This is a genomic window from Spirosoma aerophilum (assembly GCF_054782495.1).
In genome coordinates this window covers 56,138-69,436 of record NZ_BAAGSJ010000005.1, presented here as the reverse complement: position 1 = coordinate 69,436, position 13,299 = coordinate 56,138, and the positions used below count along the sequence as shown (strand labels likewise).

The following is a 13,299-nucleotide window of genomic DNA, read 5'->3' as shown; positions in this document are numbered from 1 at the left end:
ATCCAAAAGTACTAAAGGTTTACTTACCTAAGTATACGCCCTTTAGTAATAAATCACAAATCAACATTGCGCATTTATCGCTAGTTGTACTATAGAATAAGATTATTTGATTTTTAGAGTAATAGTCAATATGCAAGAATATTGATTTGTAATTTCGTTGTTCGTAAAACTAATCTATCAACAAATGAAAAATTTTCTACTACTTCTGTTGGTAACCTGGTGCTCTATAATAGCCACTAGCGTTAGTGCCCAGCAGGAACGTCGAATAACCGGAAGGGTCATTTCGGCTGAAGATAACAACCCGCTACCCGGCGTGTCCATTGTTGCGAAAGGCACAACGGTGGGAACTCAGACCGATGCCAACGGGAATTATACGCTCAATGTCCCCGCCAGCATCGGAACGCTGGTGTATAGCTTCGTGGGCGTGGTAACGCAGGAGGTGTCTATCGGCAATCGCACAGTGGTCGATGTGACGCTGAGTAATGACACCCGCTCTCTCGATGAGGTGATCGTGACGGGCTATGGTGCCCAGTCGAAGCGCAACCTGACGGGTAACATCGCTAAGGTAGGGTCCCGCGATATTGAAAACATACCCGTTCCCAGCGTCGAACAGGCGTTGCAGGGCCGGGTTGCCGGGGTGCAGATTACCTCCCTGAATGGTAAAGTAGGGCAGGGGCTACAGATTCGGGTACGGGGAACCTCGTCGCTGACGGCCAGCAGCCAACCCTTGTACGTTATCGACGGTATTCCACTGACCTCATCGGACCAGTCATCGACAACGGCACCGACCAACCCCATTGCCGACTTGAACCCCAACGACATCGAGTCGCTGGAAATTCTGAAAGATGCCTCCTCGGCAGCTATTTACGGGTCGAGGGCGTCGAATGGTGTTGTCCTGATTACGACCAAAAAAGGCCGGGCTGCCAAGACCTCGTTTGAAGCTTCGGCCCAGATGGGCGCCAGCAACCCCACGCATCTGCGTCAGTTTCTCAACACCCAGCAGTATGTAGAGCTGTTCCAGGAAGCGCGGGCCAACTCGGAAGCGCTGGGTATTCCGGTTTATTCGGAAACGTCGTTGACGAACCGCCTGACGCGCTATGCCGCCGGTGACCCAACGGGCTGGCAGGGAGCCAATCCAAAATATAATACCGACTGGCAGAACGAAGCCTTCCAGAAAGCACCGTCGCAGCAGTATGACCTGAGTGCACGGGGCGGGGATGCCAAAACCCGGTTTTTCATTTCAGGGCAGTATTTCGACCAGAGCGGGATTATTATCAAAAACCGGTTCCGCCGGTTGAGCGGCCGGGTCAATCTGGATCATACCGCTACGGACAAGCTGACGCTGGGCGTGAACATGAACCTCTCGCACTCGATCAACGACCGGGTATCGAACGACAACGCCTTTTCGACACCCATGCAGATTGTGGCCCTGTCGCCCATGTCGCCGGTTATCGACCCCCGCACCAACCGGTTGAGCGGTGCCGATCCTGATCAGTACCCAAGCTATCCGCTCTATTACAATCCGCTCATCAACCGCGATTATGCGGCTTTGCAGGCGCGGGTATATCGCATTATCGGGAACGTATATGCCGATTATAAACTGCTGCCGGGCCTGTCGTTCCGTACGGAATTTGGCACCGACTTGTTGAGCCAGCAGGAAGAAGAGTATTATGGCCGCGAAACGCGGGGCAACACGGGGGCACCCAACGGCCTGGGGTCGAACACTTTCCGGCAGGTGGCCAACTACACCACCAATAACTACTTCTCTTTCGGGAGAACTATTGCCGAGAAACACGACATTGACGCCACGCTGGGTATGTCATTCCAGGAGTCGCGCAATAATTTCAACTCGGTAACGGGGCAGCAGTTTCCGAGTAGTGCCTACAAGCAGATAACATCGGCCGGACGAATTACGGCGGGCGACGGCGAGGAAACGCGCTTTAGCTTCCTGTCGTATTTTGCGCGGGTCAACTATCGGTTCAACAACCGCTATCTGCTGGGTGCCTCGGGCCGGATCGATGGCTCGTCGCGTTTCGGAACAAACAACAAGTATGGTTTCTTCCCGGCGGTGTCGGCGGGCTGGATCATTACGGAAGAGTCGTTCCTGCAAAATTTCAAAGCCCTTAGCCTGCTGAAACTGCGGGCCAGCTACGGCTTGACGGGTAATGCCGAAATCGGGAACTTCAGTTCACTGGCTTTGTATTCGTCAACGGGCTATGTGGGTGTGCCGGGACAGGCCCCTTCGCAAATTCCTAACCCGGATCTGACCTGGGAAAAAACGCTGCAAACCGATATTGGTCTGGAGTTCGGCTTCCTGAGCAATCGCTTCACCGGCGAAATTGACTATTATGAAAAGAACACGAGTGGTCTGTTGCTGAACGTCAACGTGCCGGGTTCGTCGGGTTTCCGGACGCAGCTGCGCAACGTGGGTAAACTGGAGAACAAAGGGGTTGAGTTTGTTTTCAATTCCAACAACTTCACCGGCCCCTTCAAGTGGACGACCTCGCTGAACATCGCTTACAACAAAAACGTGATCACTGATCTGGGGGGCACCACCATTACGGGTAGCTTCCTGAACCGGGCGCAGGAAGGCCAGCCGCTGGGCGTGTTTGTCGGACCAGAGTATGCCGGCGTCGATGTGCAGAATGGTGATGCACTCTATTACAAAAACTCGACCAATGCCGACGGCTCGCTGGACCGTTCGACCACGAACGATTACAACAGTGCTGCTTACGTACCGCTGGGTAGCCCAACGCCAAAGTTCATTGGCGGGCTTACGAACACGTTCAACTACAAAGGCATCGACCTGAGCGTGCTGTTCAATGGTCAGTTTGGTAATTACATCTACAATGGGGGTGGTAAATTCCAGTCGGCCAATGGCGATTTCTTCGATAACCAGTCGGTCGATCAGTTGAACCGCTGGAAAAAGCCGGGCGATATCACCAACGTACCCCAGGCTCGACTGCTCGGTGGCAATGGCACCGGTGAATCCTCCCGGTATCTGCAAAAAGGCGATTACGTCCGTCTGCGTACGATCACGCTGGGGTATACGCTCCCGAAAGAATTGCTGACGCGTATTCACCTGAGCCGGGTTCGTGTGTTTGCAACGGGGCAAAATCTGCTGACGTTCACGAAATACACCGGATGGGATCCCGAAGTGAACTCGGATGCGTATACGGGCAATCCGGTTAATCTCGGTATTGATTTCTATTCGGCTCCCCAGCCGCGCACGATCATCGGTGGTTTACAAATTGGTTTTTAAGCGACGACTCATACCTTATGAAAACGAATAAATCATTTATACTGGCGTCGGCACTATCGGTTGGCTTATGGCTAACCTCCTGCAACAACCAACTGGATATTAAGCCGGTCAATTCGGTTGCCACCAGTCAGGCATTATCTACTGCCGACGATCTGAAAGCCCTGCTGGTAGGTGCTTATGACGGCCTGAGCAGCGTTAACCTGTACGGGGGCGATCTACAGCGCGATGCCGAACTATTAGGTACGGTTCCCTCCACGGGCGATGTGCTGTGGACAGGTACATTTGCGGCTCCCCAGCAGATCTATACCAAGAATATACTGGTAAACAACAGTCAGGCCGATGTTACCTGGACGGATGCCTACCGGACGATCAACATCTGCAACACGGTGCTGGCGAATCTGAGCCTGGCCGCTACCGCCGATCAGCCCCGGATTGAAGGTGAAGCTAAATTCATTCGCGGTTCGCTGTATTTTGAACTGGTGCGTTTTTTTGCCAAAGACTGGAGTGACGGTGATCCTAATGCTAATCTGGGCGTTCCTCTCGTAACAACGCCAACGGCCAATCTGGATGGCAATTCAAACGTGCCCCGTAGCCCTGTTGCGGCTGTCTATGCGCAGATATTGTCGGATTTGACCGATGCCGAAGCCAAACTGCCCGCTACCAACAGCTTCTTTGCCACCAAAGGCGCGGCTGGTGCGCAGCTCTCGCGGGTGTACCTGCAAAAGGCGGATTATACGAACGCGGCCACCATAGCCAACCGGGTTATTACCAGCGGACGGTATCAATTGGTGGACATCGAGAGCGTATTCGATACGCGGGAGTTTCAGAGTGGGGCAAATACCGCCGAGACGATCTTTGCTGTTCAATTTACGGATCAGGATGGCATCAACGACCTGAACACGTTCTACGGATCGAGCGACAATGGTGGACGGGGTGACATTGAAGTGACTGAAACCTTCCTGAACCAATTCGACGCAAATGATCTGCGGACTAATTTGTTCTACGATGACGGCGGCCCGATCCGGACGGCGAAATATGTCAATCAGTACGGAAATATTCAGATCTTCCGGCTGGCCGAGATGTACCTGACGCGTGCGGAAGCCAACTTCCGGATGGGTACTACCGTTGGTGATACGCCCCTGAATGATATCAACAAAATCCGGAGCCGTGCGGGCGTCACGCCCTTAAACGCCGATCAGCTGACACTGGCTAACATCCTGAAAGAACGGCGGCTCGAACTGGCTTTTGAAGGGACATTCATTCACGATCTCAAGCGGACAAAGACCAGCGTAGGTAGTTTGCCCTACAACTCACCCAAGCTGATCTTCCCCATTCCGTTGCGGGAGGTAACGACCAACCCGGCTTTAGTCCAGAATGCAGGGTATTAGTAAAGATTAAGTAATTCTGGTTGTTTGCAGGGGTGCCACGGTTTGAACCGTGGCACCCCTGTTTGCTTTGAAGGGTAGCGGAGGGTTAAATGCCATTTCTTCAAGATATGGCATTTAACCCTCCGCGCGGTCCCTAGCTGAAAAGACAGAAAAAATACCCATATTGATTCTGATATGGTCCATACACTCGCTTCCCTGCTTCTTCGCCTTACTTGTCTCTTCTATCCACCAGCGGTTCAACAGCCCGCTCCTGCCTATACATCCTGGATTGTGGGTGATACGGCCGATGTGCAAACGCAGCCCCAGGGGGGTGTGGTGCTGGCGGGTGGCAGTACGGATGTCGATGCGGCCATGCGCTGGTTTTTACGCCGGTCGAGTGGGGGTGATGTGATTATATTACGGTCGTCGGGTAAGGATGGGTATAATGACTACCTCTTTAAAAAAGTGGGTGAAACGGTTAATTCCGTGGAGACCATCATGCTTGATAATCGGGCCTTATCGAGCCATCCGGACATTATCCGAAAAATACGGAATGCCGAAGCGATCTTTCTGGCCGGTGGCGATCAGGGCAACTACGTAAACTTTTGGCAGGGAACGCCCGTGGCCGATGCTCTGAATGAGCGGATTCGGGCAGGCGCTGTGCTGGGCGGTACCAGTGCGGGCTGTGGCATTCTGGGGCAGGTGTATTTTACGGCCCTGGAAGGCACAGTTACGTCGGCCGAGGCTTTGGCGAACCCCTACGACAAGCGGGTCGATCTGCGCCGGAATGATTTTCTGGAGCAACCCCTGCTCGCCAATACCCTTACCGATATGCATTACGCTGCCCGGGATCGGCAGGGACGGCATCTGGCCTTTATGGCCCGCGCCTTAACCGACTGGGGAATAAAAACGCGGGGCATCGGTGTGGATGAAAAAACCGCCGTTTGCATAGCACCCGATGGCAAGGCTGTTGTCTTCGGAAAAGGCAACGCCTATTTCCTGGAATCAGGTAACCGGAAGCCCGAAACCTGTCTGGTCAACCAGCCCCTCACCTGGAATCGAAAGGGGAAAGCCGTGTCTGTCACAACCGTTGTGGGGTCTGAAGTAGGAACGCCCGGATTTAATTTGATGACCTTTCGGGCAGACAACAACGCTGACAAAGGCTACTGGTTTGTTGAGAAAGGCGTGAGAAAGTGAAATTCATAAAAAGCCCTACCCATACTAGTCAGTTCAACCCCAAACAATACAGCCCTTATGGCCTTACTCTCCCTGCCGAACCTTGTCCGTTTATCTGCTTTTAAGTATCCGTGCAATTGCTTTGCGGCATTTTACCCCACCCCAACCCCTCCCCTTGAAATAAGGAGAGGGGCTAAAAAAGTAACCATCTTGAGCCTCTCTCCTTATTTCAAGGGGAGGGGTTGGGGTGAGGTAAAATGCCGCAAAACTTATGGTGACCTACTTAGTAGACTTGCACTGTTTTTACTATTGCTTAACTCTTCGATCGGGCAGGCGCAATCGCCCCCCGATGCCGATATTTTTCTGGTCGACATTTCGCTATCAAAGCAGGCCGTTCGGGTAGGGAAGCCGGTGAACGTAACACAGCGCAAAGGGTACGATAACCAACCCTCGTTTACGCCGGATGGTAAGGCTATCCTGTATACATCCATGCGTGAAGATGGACAAACCGACATTTATCGCTACGATCTTCAACAAAAATCGACTACTCAATTAACGCGCACCACCGAAAGCGAATATTCGCCCCTTGTTACACCTGACCGGAAATTCTTCTCGGTCATTCGGGTTGAGAAAGACAAAACGCAGCGTTTGTGGAAGTTTCCGATCTCGGGTGCCGGTGAGCCAACGCTGGTCCTGCCAACGGTGAAGCCCGTTGGGTATCACTGCTGGCTTACCCCCGACCGGTTGGCCTTGTTCATCTTAGGGACGCCCCATTCGCTTCAGCTTGCGCAGGTCAGTACCGGCGATACCCTGCGTATTGAAGGAAATATTGGGCGGTGTATCTTGAAAATTCCAGGCAAAAACGCCATCAGCTTCGTACATAAACGCACCCCGACGGACTGGGATATAAACCAACTGGATCTGCAAACCCGTCAGATAACAACCCTTGGCCGAACCTTGCCGGGCAGCGAAGATTACGTCTGGACACCCGATGGGACCGTACTGATGTGTCAGGGGGCGATGCTGTATCAGCTTAACCCCGCAAACGCTTCGAACTGGACACCCCTGACCGACTTCAGTGCGGAGGGTATCCGGCAATTAACCCGAATGGCCATTGATGGTGATGGTAAAAAACTGGCGCTGGTAGGTCAGTAACGCCAACCGGCGGTCTGGCAACCTTCGAAGGTTGCCAGACCGCCGGTTGGCGTTACTACAGATTATAATCAATACCCTGGATTCTGAACCAGGCTTTTATTCGTGTCAATTTCCCGTTGCGGAATTGGCAGCACCAGGTTGTTCGAGTTGAACGGTGCCGTTCCGACGGTACCGGCTGTACGCTTGATATCGGTTAGCTGCTGTCCTTCGAAGGCTAACTCCAGCCGGCGCTCCAGCAAAATGGCGGGCAGATCGACGGTCGTGAGCGGAGCGGCTTTGGCCCGATTTCGAATCCGGTTGACATCGTTCAGGGGCGTGTCGCCAATGCTTGTGCCTAACCGGAAGTTGGCTTCCGCACGAACGAGGTACATTTCAGCCAGACGCACGACCGGCACATCGCCGTAGCGATCCGTAAACTTACTGGTGAAGGTATTCTGACCAGCGGTGTTAAAGAATGTGCCCCGTACATCTCCGGCTGCATATAACTGCCGGAATTTGGTTTGTACGCGTACATCGCCCCGGCCCTGGTTGAGCGACGATGCGTAGAACGTATTCAGGTCATTGGCGCCATCCTGGTCGGTCACGATGATCTTGAAGATAACCTCCGGTCCTTTGGTGGCATCGTTGAACGCATCGGCAAAGTTAGGCACCAGGCTGTAGGTGCCGGATGTGATGACCCGGTTAGCCGCATCGCGGGCCGCTGCGAAATTCTGCTGCTGCAGGTAAATACGGGCCAGCGTGGCAGCCGCAGCTCCTTTCGTGGCTGAACCAAAGCCAAGGGCACCGGTTTGCGTGGCGGGTAGTAAGCTTTCAGCTTTGGTCAGGTCGTCGATGGCCTGAGCGTATACTTCGGCAACGGTATTCCGTGCTTTGTAATCGGCGTCGGTCACGCTGCTGGTGGGCGTGAGCACCAGCGGTACACCCGGATTGGCCGTAGGGCTTCCATCGTTCCAGCTTTTAGCGAAGGCTTTGACCAGTTCGAAGTATAGCGCACCCCGTATAAAGCGGGCCTGGCCTTCAAAGTTGTTGCGTTTTGCCGTTCCAACCTTGTCTAACGCAGCCAATATGTTATTGGACCGGTTAATGGCATTATAACCATCCAGCCAAAAGTCGCGGGTTACCGTATTGGAGGTCGTAACGGTCTTCCGCCAGATTTCGTCAATGGTGGCAAAGGTGCCGCCGAAAACAACATCGCGGTTGTCGCCCATCAGGTCGCCGATGTACTGAATACCACCGCCGTATAAATTGACGTCACTAATGCCATCATAAGCGCCAACGAGGGTAATCTGAACATCCTGCTCGGTACTCAAAGCCTGACTGGCTTCGATACTTTGCGTAGGCGTCACGTTTAATTTGTTATCGCAGGCCATCATCGAGAGACTGAGGGTTCCGGCGTATAACCAATACTTTATAGATGAATTCATAAGAGAAAATTCGTTTTTAATGTCTGTTGATCGACTCTGGTGTACGTGCGTACTAGAAACCAATGTTAATACCCCCCGTGATGGTGCGGGCCTGTGGCGCCGTATAGAAGTCGTACCCCTGGGCAATGTTCGACACAATGTAGTCGGCGTTGACTTCGGGGTCCCAGCCGGCATACTTCGTGAATGTCAGCAGGTTTTGCCCAGAAACGAACAGCCGAACGCTGTTCATCTTCACCCGGTTGACCAGCGTTTTAGGCAGGCTATACGACAGGGTAGCGGTACGCAATCGAACGAATGAGCCATCGAGAATGAAGCGGCTGGACGACTGAGCGCCGTTGTTGTAGAACAGACGGGCTTCGGGAACGTCGGTATTGGGGTTCTCTTTGGTCCAGGCGGCTAACTGATTGACCGTCTGATTATCCTCGAAACGACCGTTGGCCGACGAATAACGACCCACACCGTAGAAGTTGATCTTGTTGCCAAAGACGCCATTGAACAGCACACTTAACGAAAACCCTTTGTAGCTGAAGGTATTGGTAATACCACCCGTCCATTTTGGGAGCGGGCTACCGGAAACTACCCGCTGCGCCTGGCTATAAGTGCTGGTGGTTGTGCGGTCGAGGCTGCCGTCAGCGTTGGTCGTGTTCTTGTACCAGAGCGCGTTGCCATTGGCGGGATCAACACCCGCGTATTCCTGCGTGAAGTAGACACCCAGCGGTTGCCCTTCTACTGCCCGGCTCATAGCGTTAATACCGCCTTCGATAATCTGTCCCTGCAAATTATTGATTTTGTTCTGGTTCAGGGCCGCGTTGAAGCTGGTTGTCCAGCGGAAAGCACCGGTCAGATTTTCGGTATTGATAACGATCTCAACGCCTTTGTTTTCGAGGCTACCCACGTTTCTGAACTGTGTGGCAAAGCCCGTCGTTCCCGGCACGTTTACGCTCAGCAGCAGTCCCGTGGTTTGTTTGTTGTAGTAGTCGATTTCGCCGTTGATCCGGTTGTTCAGGATACCAAAGTCAAGACCAATGTCGAACTGGTTGGTGGTTTCCCACTTCAGGTCGGGGTTGGCCAGCTGCGATGGACGCTGACCGGGCAGGGTGCCGTAGCTGGCATCGCCGGTGAAGAGACCCAATTGCGGGAAGTTCTGAATTTCGGCATTTCCCGTCTGTCCGTAACTCGCCCGCAGTTTCAGGAAGCTGATGGCGGTTGTATTTTTCATGAACGATTCTTCGCTCAGCACCCAGCCCGCCGACACCGATGGGAAGAAGCCATACCGGCTGTTCTTACCAAACCGCGACGAGCCGTCGACCCGTGCACTCACGCCCAGCAAATAGCGGTCGGCAAATTTATAATTGGCGCGGGCGAAGTACGATAGAAACCGGTAATCTGTTTGCGAAGAGCTACCGTCCGTTTTACGGGCTGCACTGGCAATCATCCGGTAGGCATCAGACGGGAAGTCCCGTCCTTCCGTAAAGTTTGTTTTCTGCTGCGATTGCTGATAGGACATCCCCACCGTAGCGTCGAGATTACTGCGACCAAAAGCGGTACCGTAATTGAAGAAGTTGTTGGTCGTGTAGTTTTCAACCCGAGCAAAGCGGTTCCGGCCCAGGCCCAGCGGTGAACCGAAGTTCCGCTGCGTTTTGCTGTTGTAATAAAGTTCTTCCTGCTGGTTCAATACGTCCAGGCCAAACTCAGTGCGGAACGTCAGCCCTTTCATGATTTGCAGCTGCCCATACACATTACTGATGTTGCGGTAAACGGTGGTGTTGAAGGAAGCATTGCCTATGTTGATCAGCGGATTGTAGTAACTCGGAATGCTGATGTCGCCGGGAGGAGTACCCACCGGTAGCCCGGTAACGGGGTCCGTTGCCGGTGTCATGGGCGGCAGGGCCACCATCTGCATGGGGTTGTCGAAGGCGTTATCGCCCGAAAGGCGTTGGTTCAGTGTCCGGGTCAGTCCCATGTTGAAGCCCGCTTTGAACCGGCTCGATACCTGATGCTCGATGTTCAGGCGACCGGCATAGCGCTGCAAGGCGTTACCAATCAGAATACCCTTCTGGTCCAGCAATTGTCCCGACAGGTAGAAGGTCGTTTTCTCATTACCACCGTTCAGATTCAGATCATATTGCTGATAAGGGGCATCCTGATAAGCCAGGTCGCCCCAGTTGGTACTGGCCTGGTTGGCCGTGCCGTAGGTACCCAATCCCTGCGTCTGGTAGAAATCCTTCATGTACGTGGTGTACGAATCCGGATCGTTAGCCGCAAGCCCTTCGATACGGTCGGAGTTGGCAGCTGCCTGGTTGTAAAAATTAACGTACTGCTCCGTATTCAGGAACTCCAGCTTACGGGTTGGCTTGCTTGAGCCGTATTGGGCTCCGAAATTGATGTTCGTGCGTCCGGCTTTACCGCGCTTGGTGGTGATCAGGACAACGCCATTGGCCGCTCGGGCACCATAAATCGCACCGGCCGACGCATCCTTTAAAATATCCACCGACTCAATGTCTTGCGGGTTAATATCGGCCAGGGGGTTGGTCGCCGAACTACTGATACTGAGGTTGTCGGTCGTTACGGGAATACCATCGATAATGTAGAGCGGCTGGTTCGATGCCGAAACCGACGACTGGCCCCGGACACGTACCTGGATGCCCTGCCCCAGTTTGCCCGAACCCGTGTTGATTTGCACACCAGCGGCTTTCCCCTGCAGGGCCTGATCGAATGTTGTTACGGGCTGGTCCTGGATGTCGGCTGCCCGGACTTTGGCGATGTTGCCGGTCAGATCACGCTTGATCTGCTGGCCATAGCCCGTGACGACGACCTCGCTGAGGCTTCGTACATCGGTTTTGAGTTGGACGTTGATAACGGAGCGATTCGTTACCGATTCTTCGAGGGTTGTGAACCCAATAAAACTAAAAACGAGTACGGAACTATTGCCGGCGTTAAGGCGGTAATAGCCCGATGCATCGGTTAAGGTTCCCTGGGTTGTTCCTTTTACCGTGACGGATACACCCGGTAAACCGATCCCATCGTCGGATGACGTTACCCGGCCCGAGACCGCCTGATTTTGTGCGTAGGTAGTCCATACCGTCAGCAAAATCAGGCAACTAACTAGTAGTATTTTTCTCATAGTATTATTATAGAATAAGTTGATGAACGGCAAAGTTACACCCACGAAGGCAATATTAAAATAAGATTAACTGAGATAAATTTTGACAATACGTCGGTAAACAAAATTTTATTCTATATAAGAAAATATATATAGTTTAATATTCTAATATGACAGCTAGTATTAAATTATTGATTTTTAGTTTATATGCACTATTTTCTTTGGATTGTTATAATTGTCTTATTGATTTTTAGTCACTTGAAGGTGCTTGGATGATGAGTAGATCGTTGTAGGGGAGGGGAGTAGTTATGCTCAACTGACTCCGCCCGATAATTGAACACATGGCTTTGTCGCAGATCGTGTTTTTGCCGGGTCTGATTGACAAGCCACTTTGTAGGATATTCATGAGGGGATTAAACTCTGGAACAGCCGGGATTGTCTAAGTGTTATGTAGTACGCATCGAGGATATGGGTCAGTAAACGCAAACTCAATGAAATTCAGACTTTTCACGATCATTTGTCTGCTGGTTGCCTCCAGCCTGCACGCTCAGGTACAGTTTACGACTGATAACCCGCGTGTAGATGACATTAACGATAGAGACGTGAGCATCCAGCGCGTCGAGCTAACGTCGCAGTATACCATCATTTACATGAAGTTTCAGGCAAGACCAGCAGGTTTTAATGGGCGGCCGTTGCCATTCGAGATTCCGATGCCCAATGGGCGGGGTCAGTTGGAAGCCCAGAACAACATCGGCTTCCAGCCAAGCTCCCGGCTCTATGTGAACCAGGGCGAGCGCTCCTACAAGTTTATCCGGGCCGAAAACATACCCCTCGAAGTGCGTCGGAAAGTACAACCCGGCGAACGCGTCGATTTTGTGGCCTACTTCGAACGCATTGAACCCGGCTACACCACCTTCGATCTGTTTGAGTGCAAGGACGGCCGGGGCTACATCTGCTTTAACTTCTGGGGCGTTCACATCATTAATCCCCGTAAAAAAGAGCCTTATGCACAGCGGACGCCTAAGCCGCCTGTTCAACCCAAAGTACAACCCCGTTACACGCCCCGTACGCAGCCAGGCATTGGCGATGCTCCGAGTGAGCCGACTACCCCGGCACCGGTGCAGCCCAAAGCAACGCCCGAACCTGTTGCCGTTGCTATCAACGGAATTACGCGGGATGCAAAAACGAAGCAGCCCATTGTGGCCACGGTTACCTATCGCCTGATTTCGGGTGCCGAAGCCTCGGGCGACGATCCGGCCGATTCGGTGGAGAGTGTCAGCCCGACGGGAAAGTATAAAATTTCAATTGATCGACGGGGCGTATATGCCGTTACGGCTTCGGCCAAAGGGTATTTCAGTCAAAGCGATACACTCGTTACCAACCGGGTGGATGTAGCCCGTGATTTTAACCTGGTGCCCATTGAAGCGGGTGCAAAAATCACGCTGAAGAACATCTACTTCAACGTGTCCAAATACGATCTGAAACCGGAATCGTTTCCGGAAATGGATCGGCTAGTGACGATGATGCAGTCGAACCCGACGATGCAGATTCGGCTGGAAGGGCATACCGATACGGTTGGCGAGTTCGATGCCAATGTTGAACTGTCGCGTAACCGGGTCAATGCCGTAAAACGCTACCTGGTCGATAAAGGCATCAGTGCCAGCCGTATCGAAACGGTTGGGTATGGTCCGTCGCGGCCCATTAATACCAACAAAAGCCTGAAGGAGCGTCCCGAAAACCGCCGGGTAGAAATGGTTATCGTGAAGGTTTAACTTTTTTTAAACACAGAGATAACGGAGTTGTCACGGGGTA

At 52.7% G+C, this 13,299-nt stretch carries 8 protein-coding genes; 5 read left to right on the top strand and 3 right to left on the bottom strand.

Going from position 1 to position 13,299, the window contains the following annotated elements; genetic code table 11:
* Window positions 1–184 precede the first annotated feature (184 nt).
* The 4 genes from ACYVK4_RS06700 (at window position 185) to ACYVK4_RS06685 (ending at window position 6,960) form a co-directional block, all read left to right on the top strand.
* Window positions 185–3,262: a SusC/RagA family TonB-linked outer membrane protein gene (locus ACYVK4_RS06700; protein ID WP_461126721.1), complete on the top strand. Its 3,078-nt coding sequence runs from the start codon at window positions 185–187 to the stop codon at window positions 3,260–3,262.
* Between the two features lie 17 nt (window positions 3,263–3,279).
* Window positions 3,280–4,650, top strand: a complete 1,371-nt coding sequence (locus tag ACYVK4_RS06695) for a RagB/SusD family nutrient uptake outer membrane protein (protein WP_461126720.1) — start codon at window positions 3,280–3,282, stop codon at window positions 4,648–4,650.
* A 174-nt stretch (window positions 4,651–4,824) separates the two neighbouring features.
* Window positions 4,825–5,826 (top strand): cyanophycinase, encoded by a 1,002-nt coding sequence (locus ACYVK4_RS06690; protein ID WP_461126719.1) that lies wholly within the window; start codon window positions 4,825–4,827, stop codon window positions 5,824–5,826.
* 288 nt (window positions 5,827–6,114) lie between these two features.
* Window positions 6,115–6,960 (top strand): TolB family protein, encoded by an 846-nt coding sequence (locus ACYVK4_RS06685; RefSeq protein ID WP_461126718.1) that lies wholly within the window; start codon window positions 6,115–6,117, stop codon window positions 6,958–6,960.
* A 68-nt stretch (window positions 6,961–7,028) separates the two neighbouring features.
* Here the strand turns inward: ACYVK4_RS06685 and ACYVK4_RS06680 are convergent, their stop codons facing one another.
* The 3 genes from ACYVK4_RS06680 to ACYVK4_RS06670 all read right to left on the bottom strand — a co-directional run bounded on the left by ACYVK4_RS06680 (window position 7,029) and on the right by ACYVK4_RS06670 (window position 11,893).
* Complete coding sequence (locus ACYVK4_RS06680; protein ID WP_461126717.1) at window positions 7,029–8,384, bottom strand: RagB/SusD family nutrient uptake outer membrane protein; 1,356 nt, start codon at window positions 8,382–8,384, stop codon at window positions 7,029–7,031.
* Between the two features lie 52 nt (window positions 8,385–8,436).
* On the bottom strand, window positions 8,437–11,508 hold the full coding sequence (locus tag ACYVK4_RS06675) for a SusC/RagA family TonB-linked outer membrane protein (protein WP_461126716.1): 3,072 nt from the start codon (window positions 11,506–11,508) through the stop codon (window positions 8,437–8,439).
* 229 nt (window positions 11,509–11,737) lie between these two features.
* On the bottom strand, window positions 11,738–11,893 hold the full coding sequence (locus tag ACYVK4_RS06670) for a hypothetical protein (RefSeq protein WP_461126715.1): 156 nt from the start codon (window positions 11,891–11,893) through the stop codon (window positions 11,738–11,740).
* 85 nt (window positions 11,894–11,978) lie between these two features.
* Here ACYVK4_RS06670 and ACYVK4_RS06665 point away from each other — a divergent pair, with 85 nt between their 5' ends.
* Entirely contained in the window at window positions 11,979–13,259 is a 1,281-nt protein-coding gene (locus ACYVK4_RS06665; protein ID WP_461126714.1) for an OmpA family protein, read from the top strand.
* The last annotated feature ends 40 nt before the right edge of the window (window positions 13,260–13,299 follow it).